This is a genomic window from Thermicanus aegyptius DSM 12793 (genome assembly GCF_000510645.1).
Classification (GTDB): Bacteria; Bacillota; Bacilli; order Thermicanales; family Thermicanaceae; genus Thermicanus; species Thermicanus aegyptius.
Genome location: NZ_KI783301.1, coordinates 3,602,645 through 3,623,932 on the forward strand (window position 1 = coordinate 3,602,645; position 21,288 = coordinate 3,623,932).

The 21,288-nt window shown below is 49.3% G+C and carries 21 protein-coding genes and 2 other annotated features; all 21 genes read left to right on the forward strand.

Annotated features, from left to right (window positions below):
- Positions 1–35: 35 nt before the first annotated feature.
- Positions 36–533 (forward strand): CarD family transcriptional regulator, encoded by a 498-nt coding sequence (locus THEAE_RS0119105; RefSeq protein ID WP_005583536.1) that lies wholly within the window; start codon positions 36–38, stop codon positions 531–533.
- Between the two features lie 55 nt (positions 534–588).
- Positions 589–1,665, forward strand: a complete 1,077-nt coding sequence (locus THEAE_RS0119110) for a PIN/TRAM domain-containing protein (protein WP_028988507.1) — start codon at positions 589–591, stop codon at positions 1,663–1,665.
- Positions 1,666–1,701: 36 nt separating this feature from the next.
- A complete protein-coding gene (ispD, locus tag THEAE_RS0119115) occupies positions 1,702–2,457 on the forward strand; it encodes a 2-C-methyl-D-erythritol 4-phosphate cytidylyltransferase (protein WP_052330172.1) in 756 nt (251 codons plus the stop codon).
- Positions 2,442–2,933, forward strand: a complete 492-nt coding sequence (ispF, locus tag THEAE_RS0119120; protein WP_245605591.1) for a 2-C-methyl-D-erythritol 2,4-cyclodiphosphate synthase — start codon at positions 2,442–2,444, stop codon at positions 2,931–2,933. The genes ispD and ispF overlap by 16 nt, the downstream gene beginning before the upstream one ends.
- A gap of 217 nt (positions 2,934–3,150) precedes the next feature.
- The gene (gene gltX / locus THEAE_RS0119125; RefSeq protein ID WP_028988510.1) at positions 3,151–4,617 is read left to right on the forward strand and encodes a glutamate--tRNA ligase; all 1,467 of its coding nucleotides are present in this window, start codon (positions 3,151–3,153) and stop codon (positions 4,615–4,617) included.
- 170 nt (positions 4,618–4,787) lie between these two features.
- Positions 4,788–5,022: a binding site (T-box leader), on the forward strand.
- Between the two features lie 38 nt (positions 5,023–5,060).
- Positions 5,061–5,735, forward strand: coding sequence for a serine O-acetyltransferase (gene cysE / locus THEAE_RS0119135; protein ID WP_005583531.1), 675 nt, complete (start codon positions 5,061–5,063; stop codon positions 5,733–5,735).
- On the forward strand, positions 5,716–7,113 hold the full coding sequence (gene cysS / locus THEAE_RS0119140) for a cysteine--tRNA ligase (protein ID WP_028988512.1): 1,398 nt from the start codon (positions 5,716–5,718) through the stop codon (positions 7,111–7,113). The genes cysE and cysS overlap by 20 nt, the downstream gene beginning before the upstream one ends.
- 2 nt (positions 7,114–7,115) lie before the next feature.
- On the forward strand, positions 7,116–7,541 hold the full coding sequence (locus THEAE_RS0119145) for a Mini-ribonuclease 3 (RefSeq protein WP_051430696.1): 426 nt from the start codon (positions 7,116–7,118) through the stop codon (positions 7,539–7,541).
- Positions 7,538–8,287, forward strand: coding sequence for a 23S rRNA (guanosine(2251)-2'-O)-methyltransferase RlmB (rlmB, locus tag THEAE_RS0119150; RefSeq protein WP_028988514.1), 750 nt, complete (start codon positions 7,538–7,540; stop codon positions 8,285–8,287). Before THEAE_RS0119145 ends, rlmB begins: the two co-directional genes overlap by 4 nt.
- A gap of 5 nt (positions 8,288–8,292) precedes the next feature.
- Positions 8,293–8,811, forward strand: coding sequence for an NYN domain-containing protein (locus THEAE_RS0119155; protein ID WP_028988515.1), 519 nt, complete (start codon positions 8,293–8,295; stop codon positions 8,809–8,811).
- Between the two features lie 78 nt (positions 8,812–8,889).
- Positions 8,890–9,546 carry an RNA polymerase sporulation sigma factor SigH gene (sigH, locus tag THEAE_RS0119160; RefSeq protein WP_005583527.1) on the forward strand — a complete coding sequence of 219 codons (657 nt, stop codon included), beginning with the start codon at positions 8,890–8,892 and terminating at the stop codon, positions 9,544–9,546.
- Positions 9,547–9,689: 143 nt separating this feature from the next.
- Complete coding sequence (gene rpmG, locus THEAE_RS22775; RefSeq protein WP_084213622.1) at positions 9,690–9,839, forward strand: 50S ribosomal protein L33; 150 nt, start codon at positions 9,690–9,692, stop codon at positions 9,837–9,839.
- Between the two features lie 17 nt (positions 9,840–9,856).
- Positions 9,857–10,069: a preprotein translocase subunit SecE gene (gene secE, locus THEAE_RS0119165; RefSeq protein WP_028988516.1), complete on the forward strand. Its 213-nt coding sequence runs from the start codon at positions 9,857–9,859 to the stop codon at positions 10,067–10,069.
- Between the two features lie 36 nt (positions 10,070–10,105).
- Entirely contained in the window at positions 10,106–10,639 is a 534-nt protein-coding gene (gene nusG / locus THEAE_RS0119170) for a transcription termination/antitermination protein NusG (protein WP_005583525.1), read from the forward strand.
- A gap of 110 nt (positions 10,640–10,749) precedes the next feature.
- Complete coding sequence (gene rplK, locus THEAE_RS0119175; protein ID WP_005583523.1) at positions 10,750–11,175, forward strand: 50S ribosomal protein L11; 426 nt, start codon at positions 10,750–10,752, stop codon at positions 11,173–11,175.
- A gap of 55 nt (positions 11,176–11,230) precedes the next feature.
- On the forward strand, positions 11,231–11,920 hold the full coding sequence (gene rplA, locus THEAE_RS0119180; RefSeq protein ID WP_005583521.1) for a 50S ribosomal protein L1: 690 nt from the start codon (positions 11,231–11,233) through the stop codon (positions 11,918–11,920).
- Between the two features lie 52 nt (positions 11,921–11,972).
- Positions 11,973–12,095, forward strand: a sequence feature (ribosomal protein L10 leader region).
- 15 nt (positions 12,096–12,110) lie between these two features.
- Positions 12,111–12,608, forward strand: a complete 498-nt coding sequence (rplJ, locus tag THEAE_RS0119185; RefSeq protein WP_005583520.1) for a 50S ribosomal protein L10 — start codon at positions 12,111–12,113, stop codon at positions 12,606–12,608.
- A gap of 52 nt (positions 12,609–12,660) precedes the next feature.
- Positions 12,661–13,032 carry a 50S ribosomal protein L7/L12 gene (rplL, locus tag THEAE_RS0119190; protein ID WP_005583519.1) on the forward strand — a complete coding sequence of 124 codons (372 nt, stop codon included), beginning with the start codon at positions 12,661–12,663 and terminating at the stop codon, positions 13,030–13,032.
- 95 nt (positions 13,033–13,127) lie between these two features.
- Positions 13,128–13,739: a class I SAM-dependent methyltransferase gene (locus tag THEAE_RS0119195; RefSeq protein ID WP_005583518.1), complete on the forward strand. Its 612-nt coding sequence runs from the start codon at positions 13,128–13,130 to the stop codon at positions 13,737–13,739.
- Between the two features lie 223 nt (positions 13,740–13,962).
- On the forward strand, positions 13,963–17,499 hold the full coding sequence (gene rpoB, locus THEAE_RS0119200) for a DNA-directed RNA polymerase subunit beta (RefSeq protein WP_028988517.1): 3,537 nt from the start codon (positions 13,963–13,965) through the stop codon (positions 17,497–17,499).
- Positions 17,500–17,529: 30 nt separating this feature from the next.
- Entirely contained in the window at positions 17,530–21,153 is a 3,624-nt protein-coding gene (rpoC, locus tag THEAE_RS0119205; RefSeq protein WP_028988518.1) for a DNA-directed RNA polymerase subunit beta', read from the forward strand.
- Positions 21,154–21,288 lie beyond the last annotated feature (135 nt).

The following is a 21,288-nucleotide window of genomic DNA, read 5'->3' on the forward strand; positions in this document are numbered from 1 at the left end:
CCTGTTTATGGATATTCTTTCATAAGGAGGCCCTCATGTTGTTCAATATTGGCGATAAAGTGGTTTATCCCATGCATGGAGCGGGCATCATCGAATCAATTGAGGAGAAGGAGATCTTAGGCGAGACGAGGCGCTATTATGTGATGCGCATCCCTGTTGGCAATATGAAAGTAATGATTCCTATGGATAATGTGGAAAGCATTGGCCTCAGGGAAGTTAGCGACCATGAATCGGTCTTAAGGGTGGAAGATATTCTTACCAGGGAAGAAACGCCGATGTCCACCAATTGGAACCAGCGTTATCGTGCCAATATGGATAAGGTAAAAAGCGGAGACATTCTCGAAGTGGCAGAAGTTGTAAAAAACCTGACACTCCGCGAAAGACAGAAGGGTCTCTCAACGGGTGAAAGAAAGATGCTGGATAATGCGAGACAGATTCTCGTAAGTGAGCTGGTATTGGCGAAGGAGATGGATGCAGAACAGGCGTACCAATGGTTAGAAGATAAAATTCTTCACCGAAATGCGTCCCTGTGACGCGTTTTTTCCTTCTCTTTTTGGTCAATACTAGATGAGGAGGTGAACCAATGTGATTGTCAGAAGAACTGTCCAATTATTTTTCTTGATCTTAGGTGGTGTGCTGGGGTATCATCTGATTCCTCCCCTTTTTAAGATACTAAATCCATGGCTTAATCTCGGAGATCTGATGTATCAGGAATATATCGGAGCGGCCATTGGGGCTCTTATTTTTCTGGCGGCCGTTGTTTGGCTCTCAGATTCCTTTGTCCAGGCCTTTAAGTGGGTAGAGGATCGGATCATTCGAATTCACGTCTCGGATCTTCTCTTTGGGACATTAGGTCTAATCCTTGGCCTTATTATAGCCTTTTTATTATTTCTTCCTTTACAACAAATCCCCTATGTGAATACCTTCCTTCCTGTTTTTATTTCCGTGCTCCTCGGTTATCTTGGCTTCCAAGTAGGCTATAAGAAAAAGGATGAAATTCTCACCTTTTTATCCATGCCGAAGGGGAAAGATAAAGGGGAGGGAAAAGAGCGTCAGACGGAACTAAAGCTTCTCGATACGAGCGTCATCATTGACGGGCGGATTGCCGACATTTGCCATACCGGTTTCCTGGAAGGGACCTTGGTCATTCCCCAATTTGTTCTGGAAGAGTTACAGCATATTGCGGATTCTTCGGATGTATTGAAGCGGAATCGAGGTCGCCGGGGACTAGATATCTTAAATCGCATTCAAAAGGAAAAAAATGTTAAAGTAATCATCTACGAACAAGATTTTGAAGAGATACAGGAAGTGGACAGCAAGCTGGTTAAGCTTGCCAAAGTTTTGTCCGGCAAAGTCTTAACCAATGATTTTAACCTAAATAAAGTGTGCGAGCTACAGGGAATTCCCGTATTAAATATAAACGATTTAGCCAACGCTGTGAAACCCATCGTCTTGCCGGGAGAGGAGCTAACGGTTCAAGTGATCAAAGACGGGAAAGAACATGGGCAAGGCGTAGCATATCTGGATGATGGAACCATGATCGTCGTCGAAGGGGGAAAGGACTTCATCGGCGAACATGTGGATGTAATGGTAACCTCCGTTTTGCAAACCTCCGCAGGGAGAATGGTTTTTGCCAAACCGAAGTTGTTGGAGAAGGCTCTCTAAGCCCGATTTCGTTTTCAATAAAAGTGAGGGGTATTTTTGACAAAGAGAGAAGAAGAGCGGGAGAGAAAGAATGGGGAAGAGTTTTTAAACTCCGATCAGCATAGAACGGGTCTCGTGGTGGTGGCGGCAGGGAACAGCCGCAGGATGGGAGAAGGAATAAGGAAACCTTACTTGCCCCTTGGGCCCCATCCTCTCCTCATTCATACCCTGCGGGCATTTCAAGAGACTCAGGAGCTTACCAAGAAGGTGCTGGTCATACACCCGGAGGAGCGGGAACGGACGGAGAAACTCCTCCTGAAATACGGCATAGATGACTACGAACTTGCTGTCGGTGGTGAACTACGGCAGGAAAGTGTACAAAGAGGTCTTTCCTTACTCGGAGATGGGGTAGAATACGTCTTAATCCACGATGGAGCCAGGCCTTTTGTTTCCCCATCCCTTCTCAGGCGAATATTGAACCAGGTATGGTTGAGGGGAGCGGTGATCCCGGTCATCCCGGTCTTGGATACGGTGAAGAAGGTGGACGCTGAAGGAAGAGTGATTCATTCCGTCGACCGGGAGCTCTTAAGGGCTGCCCAGACTCCCCAGGCTTTTTCTCTCCCCCTCCTCAAAGAGGTGATGGAGAAAGTGGCGAAGACGGGAGAGATCTACACCGATGAAGCCTCGATGATGGAGAGCATGGGAATTCCTGTCTACACTGTAGAGGGAGAGAAGATCAATTTTAAGATTACCACACCGGAAGACCTCCTTGTTGCAGAAGCATGGGTGAAAGAAAGGTGGGGAAACTCTTGAGAATTGGCCACGGCTTTGACGTTCACGCCTTTTCACCCCGTCGCCCACTCATTCTAGGAGGGATCGAGATTCCCCATGAAAAAGGGCTGATCGGCCATTCCGATGCCGATGTTCTTCTACACGCCATTGCCGATGCGATTTTGGGCGCCCTGGCCATGGGAGATATCGGCAAGTTCTTTCCAGACACCGATCCTGCCTATAAGGGGGCGGATAGCAAGGAACTATTGCGACATGTTTGGAAGATGGCCAGGGAAAGGGGATATGTGTTAGGCAATCTGGATTGTACCATCCTAGCACAAAAACCTCGCATCGCTCCTTATATTCCAGCCATGAAACGTACCATAGCCGACATTCTTCAAGGGACTGAGGAGGAGATTAACGTAAAGGCGACGACGACCGAAAGGCTTGGTTTTGTGGGCAGAGAGGAAGGAATTGCCGCCGAGGCCGTCCTCCTTCTTCGCAGAGAAGGCACGTAAGGAATAAACCGAAAAAGATGCGGGTTTTTGTTGTGAAGGTTCGCACGTCTGAAAGCACCTCCTTCGTTTTTATGTAGGCGGTGCTTTTTCCTTATTCCAACGTTTACTTTTGCATGAGAAAGAGGTTAAATAGAGTAAGGATCCAGGGATATGACTTAAAGTAAAATCAGTCGCAGAACGTTGATCAGGGAAATCCACATCTTTGGGGGGATAAAGATTGGCGAATAACGTGCGAGTCAGATATGCTCCCAGCCCAACCGGGCATTTACATATTGGAGGAGCGCGTACGGCATTATTTAATTATCTTTTTGCGAAACGGTACGGGGGAAAATTTATCATCCGCATAGAAGATACCGATATGAAACGGCATGTGGCCGATGCGGAACGAAGTCAGTTGGACAACCTTCGTTGGCTGGGGATCGAATGGGATGAGAGCGTGGATAAAGATGGGGGGTATGGTCCTTACCGTTCCATGGAGCGTCTACATCTCTACCAACCCTTCTTGGAACGATTATTGGCTGAGGGAAAGGCGTATCCATGTTTTTGTAGCGAAGAGGAATTACTGGCGGAAAGGGAGGCGCAGCGAGCCGCTGGGGAAACACCCCGTTATTCCGGGAAGTGCAGTCTCCTTTCCCCAGAGGAAAGGGAGCGAAGAATGGCCGAAGGAATCCCCTACGCGATCCGTTTCCGTGTTCCTAAAGGGGTGGAGCTTTCTTTCACCGATTTGATCCGGGGGTTTGTTTCTTTTCGCTCCGATGATATCGGTGATTTTGTCATTGTAAAACAGGATGGAGCGCCGACGTATAATTTTGCCGTTACCATAGACGATATGCTGATGGAGATCTCCCACGTGATACGGGGTGAAGAACACCTTTCCAACACACCTCGCCAGCTTCTCATCTATCGGGCGCTCGGGGCAAAAGCGCCTGAATTCGCCCACCTGCCTCTCATCCTAAACCAAGATCGCCAGAAGATGAGTAAGCGGGATGAATCGATCATACAATTCGTGGAACAGTATCGGGAGATGGGGTATCTGCCCGAGGCCATCATTAACTTCTTAAGCCTCCTGGGTTGGTCTCCGGAGGGAGAACGAGAGATTTTTTCATTAAAAGAGCTGGAAGAAATTTTTAGCATTGAGCGGGTTTCCAAAAGTCCTGCCGTCTTTGACACGGATAAGCTGGCATGGATGAACAATCACTACATGAAGGAGGCCGATCCGGCCCTGATCACGGAGCAGGCTCTACCCCATCTTGTGAAAGCCGGATATATTGAAGAACCGATCACGGAGGAGAAGAGGAGATGGGTGGGGCAACTTGTGGCTCTCTATCAGGAAAAGTTGCATTACGCCGCAGAGATCGTTCCATTCACCAAGATGTTCTTTGAAGAACCTTCCTCGTGGGATGACGAAGCGATGGAAATCATGAACGGTTCGGGAGTGAGGGAGGTCCTTTCTTCCTTTCTTCGAAAACTGGAGGAGGAGAAGGGATTTACCCCTGAGAATGTGAAGGAATTACTAAAAGAAGTACAAAAGGAAACAGGCCAAAAGGGGAAAAATCTCTTCATGCCCATTCGTGTGGCGGCGACGGGAGAGGTGTATGGCCCCGACTTAAACCATACGCTCTCCCTCCTGGGAAGGGAGAACGTAAAGAAACGTCTCCTTGCTTCCTTGTCAAAGACCAAATAAGAAGTTACAATAGAACCAACTCCACAGAGGGATCGCTATAAAAGGGGAGGACGAGGATGCCTGCGCCTCATCGCTGTCCTAACCGTGGGATGAAGGAGTGGAGGCATGGCATGCGATCCGGCTTCATTTCGTGTTCCTTTTCTAAGGAGATTGGATGTAAGGATCATAAGGAGAATGCGAGGATCAGGAGAGTAACGCTCGGTTTCTTCCCAGAGAGGGCGAGAGGGTGGAACCGCCTAAGGAACCTATGCGTGAAATGCACCTGGGAGCAGGAAGCTGAAAAGTCTCTTCTCCGTGAGAGAGCCTAAGTAAGCCGCCCCGTTACCCGCGTTAAGGGATTAAGCGATGCCTACGATCGATTTTTGGGCATAAGCAGGGTGGAACCGCGGGAGTACCGTCTCTGGAGAAGAGACGGTTTTATTTTTTATAAGGGAGGGATGGGGATGCTAAGAAGAATAAGGGAAGATATTGAAGCGGTTTTAGACCGGGATCCGGCAGCGAGAAACTGGTTGGAGGTGATCCTCACCTATCCAGGACTTCATGCCCTCTGGGGATACCGGATCGCCCATTGGTTATGGAACCACAAACTTCGCCTGGTTGCCCGCCTCCTCTCCCTCTGGATGAGGTGGTTTACAGGCATTGAAATTCATCCGGCCGCCGTGATCGGGCGAAAATGTTTTATCGATCATGGAATGGGAGTGGTGATTGGCGAAACCTGTGAAATCGGAGACTCGGTCACGATCTATCAGGGAGTTACCCTTGGGGGGACCGGGAAGGAAACAGGGAAAAGGCACCCGACGATCGGAAATCATGTCCTCATTGCCACCGGGGCGAAGGTCTTAGGCTCCATTAAGGTGGGGGACTATGTGAAGATCGGTGCCGGTTCGGTCGTGTTAAAAGATGTTCCCCCCCATTCCACGGTGGTGGGCATACCAGGGCGAATCGTGATCCAGAATGGCCGCAGGGTGAAAGATGATTTTAACCAGATTAACTTGCCGGACCCTATTGCGGAAGATTGCGACGACCTCAGAAAAGAGCTTCAGCTGCTGCGGAAAGAGTTGGAAGAACTGCGGAGAGAGATGAAAGGGGTACTCAAACATGACATTACGAATTTATAACACGATGACCGGGGAAAAAGAAACTTTTATTCCTCAACGAGAGGGGGAAGTAGGCATCTATGTATGCGGTCCCACCGTCTATAACTACATTCATGTGGGAAATGGCCGGATGGCCGTCGTTTTCGACGTCGTTCGCCGGTATTTTCTCTACCGGGGGTACAAAGTTCGCTATGTCCAAAATTATACCGATGTAGATGATAAACTGATCCGTGCGGCCCAGGAGATGAAGCTTACCGTCCCTGAAGTGGCGGAACGGTTTATCGCCGCTTATCAAGAGGATCTAAGAGCCCTTGGTGTAAAACCGGCAGATGTTCATCCCCGGGTGACGGAACATATGGAGGAGATCATCCGTTTCATCAAAGGCCTGGTGGAGAAAGGGTTGGCCTATGAAGCGAAGGGGGATGTTTACTATCGGGTGAGCTCATTTCCGGAGTATGGAAAATTATCTCATCAATCCATCGAGGATCTCCGCTCAGGAGCTCGGGTAGAGATTGGGGAAAATAAAGAGAACCCTCTTGATTTTGCGCTGTGGAAAAAGGCGAAGGAAGGAGAGATCTCCTGGGAAAGCCCCTGGGGAGAGGGGCGCCCTGGGTGGCATATTGAATGCTCGGCGATGTCCATGAAATACCTGGGGGAAAGCTTTGACATTCACGGAGGAGGGAGAGATCTATGCTTTCCCCATCACGAGAATGAAATCGCCCAGTCGGAAGGGCTAACAGGTAAACCCTTGGCCCGCTACTGGATGCATAACGGCTATGTGAATATAAACCATGAGAAGATGTCCAAATCCTTGGGAAATGTCGTCTTAGTGAGAGATGTGATTAAAGAAGTCGGGGGAGAGGTTTTGCGTTTCTTCTACCTGAACAGCCATTACAGAAATCCGATTCACTTCAGTCGGGAGGTTTTGGAACAGGCGAAAAACGGATTAGATCGGATTAAAAATGCGGTCCAAAATCTCTCCTACCTTGAGCCCATGGGAGAGGAAGGCGAAGGAAGCGCATCACTGTTCGGCGACTTAGAAATTCTTCGTTATCGCTTCATCGAAAAGATGGATGATGACTTCAATACACCTGATGCCATCGCCGTCCTCTTTGACTTAGTCAAATTGGCCAACACCTATGGTACAAAACCCCGGTGGATGAAAAGTGAGGTAAAGGCGATTCTCTCCCTCTTCCAGGAATGGGGGGAGGTTTTAGGCCTATCCTTGAAAGAGTCAAAAGAGCTGCTCGACGAAGAAATTGAAAGGTATATTGCCATTCGGAATGAAGCCAGACTCGCCAGAGATTTCGCCAAAGCGGATGCGATCCGGGACTTGCTGAAAGAAAAAGGGATCCTTTTGGAAGATACGCCGCAAGGAATCCGTTGGCGCAGGGGGTAAAAATGGAGGGATATTTTCATAAAAATCCTTTGGAGCGGAATCCTGCCCTTTTAAACGCCCTTACCTTAGCTTATCTGGGGGATTCCGTTTATGAAGTTTACGTCCGTTATACCCTGATCGCCCAGGGAAAAGTAAATCCTCACCGCCTTCACCGTGAAGCGATCCGCTTTGTGGCGGCCAAAGGACAAAGTAGGCAATTGGAGCGGATCAAAGAAGAACTAACAACGGAAGAAGAAGCGATCGTCAGGAGAGCAAGGAATTCAAAGCCTAGCCATTCCCCTAAACATGCCGTGATGAAAGATTATCTCCAGGCAACCGCCTTTGAAGCTTTAATCGGTTATCTTTTTCTCACGGGCAAAAAAGAGCGGATGGAAGAGCTGATTGATCTGGGGATCGAAGAAATCCTGAAGGAGGCGGAATCGAAGTGAACTTAGAAGAAATCATCTACGGGAAAAATCCGGTGATCGAAGCGATTCGCTCCGGCAGGGCGATCAACAAAATCTGGGTCGCTGAAGGGATAAAACCGAGTGCCGTGAAGGGCATTTACGAAGAAGCGAAAAAAAGGGGGATCGTCATTCAACAGGTACCTCGGAGCAGGCTGGATCAGGCGGCGGAAACGAAAAATCACCAAGGCATCCTGATCTTTCTCGCCGCCCACTCGTATTATGAATTGGATGACTTATTACGCTTGACACGTCAAATGGACACGCCTCCCTTTTTCATCATGCTGGATGGCATTGAAGATCCCCATAACCTTGGATCAATCCTGCGTTCCGCCGACGGTGCCGGACTTCATGGGGTGATGATCCCGAAGCGGCGGGCCGCGCCCCTGACCCCTGCCGTGGCGAAAAGCTCTGCCGGAGCAATTGAATACGTTCCGGTTGCGCGGATTACTAATTTGTCGCAGGCGATCGATGAACTGAAAGAAAACGGGTTTTGGGTGATCGGGACCGATGCCAATGCAAAGACCGATTATCGGGAGGCTGATTACACCAGGCCTACACTCCTCGTGATTGGAAATGAAGGGAAGGGAATAAGCCGTTTGGTTAAAGAAAAGTGCGATTTCCTCGTAAAACTGCCCATGATGGGGAAGGTCTCTTCCCTTAATGCTTCGGTCGCCGCCGCCCTTCTCATGTATGAGGGAATGCGGCAGAGAAATCCGTTAAGGCGGTAGGAACGATGGAGGAAATCCTGATTGTTGATGGGTATAACATCATCGGGGCATGGCCTAAGTTACGCCAGCTAAAAGAATCAGGCCATTTAGAAGAAGCGAGAAGACAACTGATTGAAATATTGGCTGAATATCAATCTTTTAGTGGGAGGAAGGTCATCGTGGTCTTCGATGCCCATCAAGTTTATGGAAGGGAAAAGAGCCTTCGGATCCACCGGATTGATGTTTATTTTACCGGGGAAAAGGAGACGGCGGATGAATGGATCGAACGATTCGTCAAGAGAAAAAAAAGTAGACGGAATCAGCTTTTTGTAGCCACTTCCGACGAAACGGAACAAAGGGTCATCTTTGGGGGAGGGGCTCTTCGGATCTCTGCGAGGGAACTATTAAATGAAATGGAACGAGGAAAAGAGAAGATACGCGAGCAAATGGAAAAAGAGAGGGAAAAACCGGTGCCGGGGAGAAATGTGGCAGAACGTCTTCATCCCGATTTGGTAAAATTCTTAGAAAAATTCCGCCGCAACTAAGAGACCATTATTGACGGTTTAACTTAACATAAAGTATAATCTTTGTAACAAAGGCGTTTGGGGACAGGAGACACCGTGATGGAAGAGAAAAAACTCGCGCAAACGGAAATGGAACTGATTCCTGACGAAGAGATCGTAGAACGGGTTCGGGATGGAGATAACCAGGCTTTAGAATGGCTGATCGAAAGATACCGAAATTTTGTCCGCACAAAAGCCCGTTCCTATTTTCTCATCGGGGCGGACCGGGAGGACATTATTCAAGAGGGGATGATCGGTCTCTTTAAGGCCATTCGGGACTATAAGGGGGATAAATTAACCTCTTTTAAAGCCTTTGCCGAAATGTGCATTACCCGTCAGATGATTACGGCCATCAAAACGGCTACCCGCCAGAAGCACATCCCTCTAAACTCCTACATATCGTTGGACAAGCCCATGTACGAAGAGGACTCGGACCGGACTCTTTTGGACGTGATCGAAGCCACCCGACTTACCGATCCTGAGATGCTGATGATTTATAGGGAAGAATTTAATGATATGGAATATAAAATGAGTGAGATATTAAGCGAATTGGAAAAGAAAGTGTTGATGCTCTATCTTGACGGCCGCTCCTACCAAGAAATTGCCGTTGATTTGGACAGGCACGTGAAATCGATCGATAACGCCTTGCAGAGGGTGAAGAGAAAACTGGAGCGCTACCTTGAGTTTCGGGATGTCATCGGAAAACTGCAAACATGAAGGGGGAAACCAGGCGTTAAGCCTGGTTTTCCTCTTGGGAGGGAAAATAACTGTTGACATATACGCTTTACTTGTGATAATGTTTTTAAGGTATTCAAAAAAGTCCCTTAACAGATGGAAACGGTCAGGGAGGTGTCAATCCATTGCGCGTCATTGTAACGTTGGCATGTACAGATTGTAAACAACGGAACTATACCACGACTAAAGATAAAAAGAAACACCCGGATCGGTTGGAAACACGTAAGTATTGCAAATTCTGCAATCACCATACAATTCATCGAGAGACCAGATAAAGGGTGGGGGTGGTATTGTGGGCTTCTTGGCAAGGCTTGGGGCAAGTTTTAAAAGAACAGGGGTTTTTTTTAGGGATAGTTGGCAAGAATTAAAAAAAGTACGCTGGCCCTCTCGCAAAGAGATGGTAAGTTACACCATTGTGGTCCTCGTAACCGTCACGATGGTGGCGATCTTTTTTTATATCCTCGATATCATTTTCAGTACCGTGGTGAAATGGATTACCGGTTGAGAAACCGCCGGAAGAGAGAAAGGGAGATCCACAGGGATGGAAAAGCGCTGGTATGTGGTGCATACTTATTCAGGATATGAGAATAAGGTAAAAACCAATCTGGAGAAGCGGGTCGAATCGATGGAGATGGCCGATAAGATCTTCAGAGTAGTGGTTCCCGTGGAAGAAGTTCAGGAAAACAAGAACGGCAAGCAGAAAATCGTAGCCCGCAAGATCTTCCCTGGATATGTTTTGGTGGAAATGATCATGACCGACGACTCCTGGTATGTGGTTCGCAATACCCCGGGAGTAACCGGCTTTGTTGGTTCGACCGGTTCCGGCTCAAAACCGATTCCCCTATTGCCTGAAGAGGCGGAGCGAATTCTTCAATCCATGGGGATTGTGGATGCCAAACCGCAATTCGATGTTAACATCAATGAGACGGTTCGGGTGAAATCAGGCCCCTTCGCCGACCTCGTAGGGAAGGTAGAAGGGATCGAGCCGGAGAAGCAGAAGGTACGTGTCCTTGTCAACATGTTTGGGCGGGAAACGCCCGTCGAATTCGATTTCACACAAGTTGAGAGGATTTGACGACCTACCCCACCCCTTGATTTAAGAGGATCACTATGCTAATTTTATAATGTTTGCATCGTGGGAGGGACTTTCCCGCATACCACATTTTGCTTGAGGAGGTGTCGAACATGGCGAAAAAAGTGATTAAAGTGGTGAAATTACAGATTCCCGCGGGGAAGGCAAATCCTGCTCCGCCTGTGGGGCCTGCCCTTGGTCAAGCGGGTGTAAATATCATGGCATTTGTAAAGGAATTTAACGCTCGAACGGCTGAACAAGTCGGGTTGATTATCCCGGTGGAGATCACCGTGTATGAGGACCGTTCTTTTACCTTCATAACAAAGACTCCTCCTGCTGCGGTACTCCTGAAGAAAGCGGCCGGGATTGAATCCGGTTCCGGTGAGCCCAATCGGAAAAAAGTGGCCACTCTTAAAAGGGCTAAGGTTCGTGAAATTGCAGAGCTGAAGATGCCCGATCTCAATGCGGCCAGTGTAGAGGCGGCGATGAGAATGGTTGAGGGGACGGCGCGCAGCATGGGGATCGTAATCGAAGACTGATTGCGTCCAAGCGTGGGAGGGTTAACCCGTAAATACCACCAAAGGAGGATAGAAAATGGCAAAACACGGGAAGAAGTATTTAGAAGCCTTGAAGTTAGTGGATGTGAATAAGCTGTATGCTCCGGAAGAAGCCGTCGACCTGGTGAAGAAAACCGCTACGGTTAAATTTGATGCCACCGTCGAATTAGCGGTTCGCCTCGGTGTTGACGTGAAAAAAGCGGATCAGCAGATTCGCGGTGCGATCGTCCTACCCCACGGAACGGGAAAGACGGCGCGCGTTCTTGTCTTTGCCAAAGGGGAAAAAGCGAAGGAAGCCGAGCAAGCGGGCGCCGACTTTGTGGGAGATGATGACTTAATCAATAAAGTGGCGCAAGGTTGGTTTGATTTTGATGTCGTGGTAGCCACCCCCGATATGATGGGGGCGGTAGGTAAATTAGGACGCCTATTAGGTCCGAAGGGCCTTATGCCAAACCCGAAGACCGGGACGGTTACGTTTGACCTCGAAAGAGCAATCAAAGAGATTAAAGCAGGTAAAGTGGAGTACCGTACGGACAAAACAGGGAATGTTCATGTGCCGATAGGAAAGGTATCTTTCGATTCCCATAAATTGGTCGAAAACCTAAAAACCATCGTGGAACAATTAATACGCGTTAAGCCTGCGACGGCGAAAGGTATCTATCTCCGCAACATTACCCTGACCTCTACGATGGGACCGGGTATTAAAGTAGATCCAAACGCTTTTTGATCCAAAGGTTGACGTAATTCCGATGATCTGCTAAACTAATGCAGTCGTAAAAAAAGTGAATCATTCGCTGCCGTAGACAGAAGGGGTCGCAAGACTTAATCTTCCCTTCCGAGGTGGGTTTAATCTTAGGATGAAAAGCCCTCTTATGTCTATGGAGGGCTTTTACGTTTTATGAGGAGGTGTTTAGAACGTGCCGATCCGCGAGGAGAAAGTTGCAGTTGTTAATGAGATAAGGACAAAGCTAAAAGAGAGCCTCAGCACCGTCGTTACCGATTACCGGGGGCTTACCGTAGCCGAAGCAACGGAGCTTAGAAAACAACTTCGGGAAGCGGGGGTCGATTTTAAGGTCTACAAGAACACCCTCGCCCGCCGCGCTACCGCCGAAGTGGGAATGACGGAACTGGATCCTTATTTAATAGGACCTACCGCGATCGCTTTTAGTCATCAAGACGTGGTTGCCCCGGCGAAAATTCTGACGGAGTTTGCCAAAAAACATGAGGCCCTCCAGATTAAAGCGGGCGTCATCGAAGGGAAAGTGGTAACTCCGGAAGATTTGAAGGTGATTGCCGACCTCCCGCCCCGGGAAGGGCTTTTGTCCATGCTGCTTAGCGTCATGCAAGCGCCGCTTCGTAACCTGGCGTTGGCCATTAAAGCAGTGGCCGACCAAAAAGAGTCGCAACAAGCCTAAAACGGATCTTGTAGTAGTATAAATTTATGGAAAAATAGAGGAGGAATAGAGGATGGATAAGGCGCAATTTATTGATGCCATCAAGGGAATGACGGTCCTTGAATTAAATGAATTGGTTAAAGCGATTGAAGAAGAGTTTGGTGTAAAGGCTGCGGCGCCTGTTGCGGTGGCTGCGGCGGCCGGCGGCGCTGCCCCGGCAGAGGCTCAGGAGCAGACCGAATTTAATGTGATCCTCGCCAGCCCCGGCGGTTCTAAGATCAATGTGATTAAAGTGGTTCGTGAAATCACCGGGCTGGGCTTGAAGGAAGCGAAGGATTTGGTTGATAATGCTCCGAAACCCATTAAAGAAGGAGTGAATAAGGAAGAAGCGGAAGCGATCAAGGCGAAGCTGGAAGAAGCAGGTGCAACCGTAGAGCTAAAATAGAGAAACATGAAGGCGAGAGAGAGGGGAGCCCAAAGGGGGCTCCTCTTCTCCGTTTTCCCTTTAATCTTTGGAGGAAAGCGCGAGGTGCCATCGACATGGACCATTACTTTACCCCTCAGCCATCGGGAGAACATGAAATCAGGGAAATCTCGTACACCTTTCATGGGAAGGAGCTTATTTTTTATACCGATGCCGGTGTGTTTGCCCGAGATCATGTCGATTTCGGGACTTCGCTCTTAATACAAGAGATGGGAATCGATGAAGAGGATCTGGTCCTCGATTTGGGTGCCGGATATGGTCCGATCGGCATAGCTGCGGCGTGCCTGGCGAAAAAAGGAAAGGTCTACATGGTGGACATAAATGAGAGAGCGATCGGATTGGCCCGGCTAAACATAAAGAAAAACAGGTTGAACAACATTGAAGCTTTGGTGAGCGACGGTGTGAAAGAGTTGCCTGAAGGGCTGCTCTTTGATGTGATCTTAACCAATCCCCCCATACGGGCGGGGAAAGAGGCGGTCTTCAGATTTTATGAAGAAGCCTATGAGCGGCTGAAAAATGGGGGAAGATTTTGGGTGGTTATCCAAAAAAAACAGGGAGCGGAATCGACCGAAAAGAAATTAAAAGGACTCTTTTCCCGGGTGGAAAAGGTTGCACAAGCGAAGGGATATCGCGTCTATCGGGCAGAAAAAAATACGTTGGAGGAATAAACGCTTGACTTTCCATTTGTCAAGTGCTATATTTTAATAATGCGAAAACAATTCCTCAATCGGGAGGGCTCTTTTTGCCTTTTTTGAATACCGTACTATAGAATGGGGAAAAATGGGATATTGGAGCTTCCTTACCGTATCTGTAACAAAAGCTTAAGGGACTAGCTTTTGTTATTTTTTGCATTACCCATTTTTACTTTTCAATCATAAGGGGTGAAGGTTCTTGGCAGGAAAGTTGGTCCAATTCGGTCACAGAACACGCAGGACGTACTCACGGATCGAAGAGGTGCTAGAGCTCCCCAACCTTATTGAGATTCAGCACCATTCCTATCGTTGGTTTCTCGATGAGGGATTACGGGAACTCTTTCGGGATATCTCGCCAATCCAGGATTTTACGGGCAACTTGCATTTGGAATTTATAGATTATACCTTGGGGGAACCGAAGTATTCCGTGGATGAGTGCAAGGAAAGGGATGCTACCTATGCTGCTCCCCTCCGCGTCCGTGTCCGTTTAATCAACCGGGAAACGGGTGAGGTAAAAGAGCAGGAAGTTTTCATGGGAGATTTCCCGCTGATGACCGAGACCGGAACCTTTATCATTAACGGAGCCGAGCGTGTGATTGTTAGTCAGCTTGTCCGCTCTCCAAGTGTTTACTTCAGCGCGAAGGTTGACAAGAACGGCAAAACCACCTATGGAGCTACCGTGATCCCAAATCGGGGGGCTTGGCTCGAATATGAAACGGATATCAAAGATTTAATGTATGTACGTATTGATCGAACCCGAAAGCTTCCTGCCACCGTCTTATTAAGGGCTTTGGGTTTTTCAAGCAATGCTGAAATCGTTAACCTCTTAGGGGAAGACCCCTTTTTGCTAAATACACTGGAGAAGGATAATACCGATTCGGTGGAGAAAGCGCTTCTTGAAATCTATGAACGACTCCGTCCAGGGGAGCCGCCTACCGTTGAAAATGCAAAGAATCTTCTCTATTCCCGGTTCTTCGACCCGAAACGGTACGACCTGGCCAATGTGGGACGATATAAAATCAATAAAAAGCTTCATATCAAAAACCGCCTTCTTAATAATCGCATTGCAGAGACGTTGGTCGATCCTGAAACGGGAGAGGTCTTGGTCGAAGCAGGGCAGTTGATCGACCGGAGAGTTCTCGACCGCTTGCTTCCTTATTTGGAAAAAGGATTAAATACGATAAAGGTGAACTTAGCCCCTAGTGTCGTGGAAGAGAGTGAGATCTATCTCCAAGTGATTCATCTCTACTCGCGGACGGAAGAGGGCAAAGTGATTAAGGTGATCTCAAACGGGAACATCGGACGGGAGGTTAAGCATCTTACTCCTGCCGATATTATTGCCGCTTTAAACTATTTTATGAATCTGTTGCACGGAATCGGAACGACGGACGACATCGATCACCTGGGGAATCGGCGACTACGGTCGGTGGGCGAGTTGCTGCAAAACCAATTCCGGATCGGTTTGGCCCGAATGGAGCGGGTGGTTCGAGAGAGGATGTCAATTCAGGACATGGATGCCGTCACGCCACAGGCTTTGATTAACATTCGGCCTGTGATCGCCGCCATCAAGGAATTTTTCGGTTCAAGTCAATTATCCCAGTTTATGGATCAAACCAATCCTTTGGCCGAGCTTACCCATAAACGGCGCCTATCCGCATTAGGCCCCGGAGGTTTGACCCGGGATCGGGCAGGTTTTGAGGTGCGGGACGTGCATCCGTCCCATTATGGGAGAATGTGTCCGATTGAGACGCCGGAAGGACCGAACATCGGCTTGATCAACTCCCTTTCCACCTATGCCCGTATCAATGAATATGGCTTCATCGAGACTCCCTATCGCCGCATCGACCCGGAGACGGGGATTGTTACCAATCATGTGGATTATTTGACCGCCGATGAGGAAGATACGTATACGATTGCCCAAGCTAATGCGGCTCTAACGGAGGATGGTCGTCTGGCTGAAGAGATCGTCATCGCCCGGCGCCGTGGAGAAATCCTTACCGTCCCCCGGGAACAGATTGACTACATGGATGTGAGCCCCAAACAGGTTGTATCCGTAGCGACCGCCTGCATTCCCTTTCTAGAGAACGATGACGCCAACCGGGCCTTGATGGGTGCGAATATGCAGCGGCAGGCTGTTCCCCTCTTGGTTCCCGAGGCTCCCTTCGTTGGAACGGGCATTGAATACAGAGCGGCAAAAGATTCCGGTGTGGTCATCGTCAGCAAGCATTCAGGAGTGGTGGAACGGGTAACCGCCAGGGAGATCTGGATTCGAAGAACGGAGATGGTGGATGGCCATGAAGTGATGGGAGATCTAGACAAGTACCGGCTTCATAAGTTTGAGCGCTCCAACCAAGGCACCTGCCTTAACCAACGTCCCATCGTCCGCAAGGGGGATCGGGTGAAGGCGGGAGATGTGATCGCCGATGGGGCATCGACGGACCGGGGAGAATTAGCTTTAGGCCGAAATGTTCTGGTCGCCTTCATGACATGGGAAGGGTACAACTATGAAGATGCAATTCTCTTGAGCGAAAACCTGGTGAAAGATGACGTCTATACCTCGATCCATATTGAAGAATACGAAACGGAAGCCAGGGACACCAAGCTAGGACCTGAAGAGATCACCCGGGATATCCCGAACGTTGGGGAAGAAGCCTTGAAAAACTTGGATGAACGGGGGATCGTTCGCATTGGAGCGGAGATTAAGGATGGGGATATCCTGGTTGGTAAAGTAACGCCCAAGGGGATGACGGAGTTAACCGCAGAAGAACGCCTCCTTCATGCCATTTTTGGGGAAAAAGCCCGTGAAGTACGAGATACTTCGTTGAAAGTGCCTCATGGGGGAGCGGGCATTGTGGTAGACGTGAAGGTCTTTACCCGGGAAAATGGGGATGAGCTCTCCCCCGGGGTGAACCAACTGGTGCGGGTTTACGTCGCCCAGAAGAGGAAGATCTCCGTGGGTGACAAAATGGCGGGTCGCCACGGGAACAAAGGGGTTGTTTCCCGCATCCTTCCCGTGGAAGACATGCCCTTCCTCCCCGATGGAACGCCCGTTGATATTGTCCTTAATCCCCTGGGTGTTCCTTCCCGGATGAACATCGGGCAGGTGTTGGAGACCCATCTTGGGATGGCGGCTCGGGCATTGGGCCTTCACATGGCGACTCCCGTCTTTGATGGCGCGAAGGAAGAGGATATATGGGATGCATTGGAAGAGGCGGGTCTTGACCGGGATGGAAAAACCGTCCTTTATGATGGGAGAACCGGTGAACCCTTTGATCACCGGGTCACCGTCGGTGTCATCTACATGTTGAAATTGGCCCACTTGGTTGATGACAAGATTCATGCCCGTTCCACAGGCCCCTACTCCTTGGTCACGCAGCAGCCTTTGGGAGGGAAAGCCCAGTTTGGCGGTCAGCGCTTTGGTGAGATGGAGGTATGGGCGCTGGAAGCTTATGGAGCGGCCTATACCTTGCAGGAGATTCTAACGGTTAAATCAGATGATCGAGTGGGACGGGTAAAAACCTATGAAGCGATCGTGAAAGGGGAGAACATTCCCGAACCGGGAGTGCCGGAGTCGTTTAAGGTGCTTCTTAAGGAACTTCAAAGCTTAGGAATGGATGTTAAGATCCTCTCCAAGGATGAAAAGGAGATTGAAATAAAAGAGCTGGATGACGATGATGAGCCCCATGTGGAGAAAATGGTCTATCTAAGCACAGGTTCGGAAGAGTCAGAGGAGTAACGAGAATCGCCTGAAGAGGAGGTCTGCCCCTTGCTGGATGTAAATAATTTTGAGTTTATGCAGATCGGTTTAGCCTCACCGGAGAAGATCCGTTCCTGGTCCTATGGAGAGGTAAAAAAACCAGAGACCATTAACTATCGGACACTCCGACCGGAGAAAGAAGGGTTATTCTGTGAGAAAATTTTTGGCCCCACGAAAGATTGGGAGTGCCACTGCGGGAAATATAAACGCGTGCGCTATAAAGGGGTGGTCTGCGACCGCTGTGGGGTAGAGGTGACCCGCTCCACGGTCCGTCGGGAGAGGATGGGGCATATCGAACTAGCCGCTCCGGTCTCCCATATCTGGTTTTTTAAGGGGATTCCCAGCCGGATGGGTCTTGTCCTCGATATGTCCCCGAGGGCTCTCGAAGAGATCATCTATTTCGCCTCCTATGTGGTGACCGATCCAGGGTTAACCTCTCTGGAGAAAAAACAGCTTCTTTCCGAGAAGGAATACCGCAGCTATCGTGAGAAATTTGGCGATGCTTTTCAGGCCGGCATGGGCGCTGAAGCGGTGAAAAAGCTCCTCCAGGAAATTGATCTGGACAAAGAGGTGATGAGCCTTAAGGAAGAGCTGAAAAGCGCCCAAGGTCAACGAAGGAGCCGTATCATCCGCCGGTTGGAGGTCCTGGAGGCTTTCCGTAATTCGGGAAATCGTCCGGAATGGATGGTCCTTGATGTTCTGCCCGTCATACCTCCTGAACTTCGGCCGATGGTTCAGTTGGATGGGGGAAGGTTCGCCACCTCCGACCTTAACGATCTCTATCGGCGCGTTATCAATCGGAACAACCGTTTGAAACGGCTTTTAGACCTGGGAGCCCCCGACATCATCGTCCAGAATGAAAAACGTATGCTCCAGGAAGCGGTTGACGCCTTGATCGATAATGGACGCAGGGGACGGCCGGTGACCGGGCCCGGAAATCGTCCGTTGAAATCTCTCAGCCATATGTTGAAGGGAAAACAAGGACGTTTCCGCCAAAACTTGCTTGGGAAGCGGGTGGATTATTCAGGGCGTTCCGTCATTGTCGTCGGACCTAACTTGAAGATGACCCAATGTGGCCTGCCCAAGGAGATGGCTTTAGAACTCTTTAAGCCCTTTGTGATGAAGGAATTGGTCTCCCGGGGCCTGGCCCACAATATTAAGAGCGCCAAGCGGAAGGTGGAGAGGGTAAAACCTGAAGTATGGGATGTTTTGGAAGATGTGATTAAGGAACATCCTGTCCTCCTAAACCGGGCTCCTACATTGCACCGTTTAGGGATACAAGCCTTCGAACCCGTATTGGTGGAAGGCCGCGCCATCCGCCTGCACCCCCTCGTCTGTACGGCATACAACGCCGATTTTGACGGGGACCAAATGGCGGTTCACGTTCCCCTCTCTTCTGAAGCCCAGGCGGAAGCTCGCATTCTCATGTTGGCCGCACAGAACATCCTCAATCCGAAGGACGGGAAGCCGGTTGTTACTCCCACTCAGGATATGGTCCTTGGAAATTATTATATTACCATGGAGAAAGAGGGAGCCAAAGGGGAAGGAAAAGTCTTTTCCAGTGCTTCGGAGGCGATGTATGCGTATGAAAAAGGGGTCATCGAACTCCATGCCCGAATTGTCGTCCCGGTGAACACGCTAAACAAAACCTCCTTTACGGAAGAACAGATGAAAGCAAAGATCGTAACGACGGTGGGCAAGCTTTTCTTTAATGAGATCTTACCTCCGGAGTTTCCCTTTATTAACTCTCCTACGAAGGAGAATTATGAAAAAGGAGTTAATGAGAAGTTCCTCATCTATGATAAAGGCGTCAATTTCCATGAGGTGATCAAAGGCTTGCCTGTTCAGGAAGCGATCAAGAAGAAAGACTTGGGTCAAATCATCGCCCTCTGCTATGAACGGTTCGGGACGACGAAAACCTCCGAAATCCTGGACAACATCAAAAATTATGGCTATAAATTCTCCACTAAGGCCGGGATCACCGTTTCCGTTTCCGATATTATCATCCTGGAAGAGAAAAAGGAGATTCTGGAGAAAGCCGAAAAAGATGTTAACGTGATTCAGACCCAATACCGTCGCGGCTTGATTACCGAAGATGAACGGTATAACCGGGTTATCTCCATCTGGAGCCGGGCTAAAGATGAAATTCAGTCGAAACTGTTAAAAAGCCTGGATAAATTTAATCCGATTAATATGATGTCTACCTCGGGAGCCCGGGGAAACGCCTCCAACTTTACCCAGCTCGCCGGAATGCGTGGTTTGATGGCCAATCCATCCGGGAGGATCATCGAGCAGCCCATTAAGACAAGCTTCCGGGAAGGTTTAACCGTGTTGGAATACTTCATTTCTACCCATGGGGCGCGGAAAGGGTTGGCAGATACGGCGCTCCGCACCGCCGACTCCGGTTACCTCACCCGCCGTCTGGTTGATGTGGCCCAGGACGTAATCGTCAGGGAAGAGGATTGCGGGACGGACAAAGGAATGCGGGTATCGGCCATCCGGGTGGGGAGAGAGGAAATTACCAACCTTTATGACCGGATTACAGGCCGGACTTCTTTCCAAACCGTTCGTCATCCGGAAACCGGGGAAATCCTCGTGAAACGAAATGAGATCATCACCGACCAAATCGCCCAAAAAATCGTTGCTGCAGGGATTGAAGAGGTCACCATTCGCTCGGTGCTCACTTGTCGAACACGCCATGGGGTCTGTAAGAAATGTTACGGACGCAATTTGGCAACGGGGAGAGAAGTAGAGATTGGAGAAGCGGTAGGCACCATCGCCGCCCAATCCATTGGCGAGCCTGGCACACAGCTTACCATGCGTACCTTCCATACCGGGGGAGTGGCAGGAGATGATATCACCCAAGGTTTGCCACGTATTCAAGAGCTCTTTGAAGCCCGGAATCCAAAAGGGCAAGCCGTTATCACGGAGATTGACGGAGAAGTCGTCGAGATTCGGGAAGGAAAAGAGAAACGAGAAGTGGAGATTCACGGCGCCGTAGAGAACAAGATTTACGCGGTCCCCTATGGATCCCGTCTCAAAGTGGTTGAAGGACAGAAAGTAAATGCGGGGGATGAATTGACGGAAGGATCCATCGACCCGAAAGAACTTCTCAGGGTGAAGGGAACCCGGGGAGTACAGGAATATATCCTAAGGGAAGTACAAAAAGTCTACCGGATGCAAGGGGTAGAAATTAACGACAAGCACATTGAGATTATGATCCGACAAATGCTCCGCAAGGTGCGTGTGACAAACCCGGGCAGCACGGATCTCCTCCTAGGATCCTATGTAGATGTTTACGATTTTGAAGAGGCGAACCGTAAAGCCTTTAAAGAGGGAAGAGAACCGGCGGTAGCAAAGCCGGTCCTCCTGGGAATTACGAAGGCTTCGCTCGAAACCGATTCATTCCTCTCCGCGGCATCTTTCCAGGAAACGACTCGGGTTCTTACCGACGCGTCGATCAAAGGGAAGCGGGATGAGCTTTTGGGATTAAAAGAAAATGTGATCATCGGCAAACTGATTCCGGCAGGCACGGGAATGCCTAATTACCGCCATCTAGAGATTTATCCCACCGACTTCGCCCAACAGGAAGAAGCCAAAAAGACGACGGACCACGTGATGGGAACGGTGTAAACACGCTGCGGAGGGGGGCTCTAACCGTGGTGAACGGCCCCCCTGCCAGAGCGAGAAATGAAGCCTTCGTTGATCGACCCGTCAAAAAACCGCGAAAATGAAACATGAAAAAAAATTGACAAAAGGAATTTATCG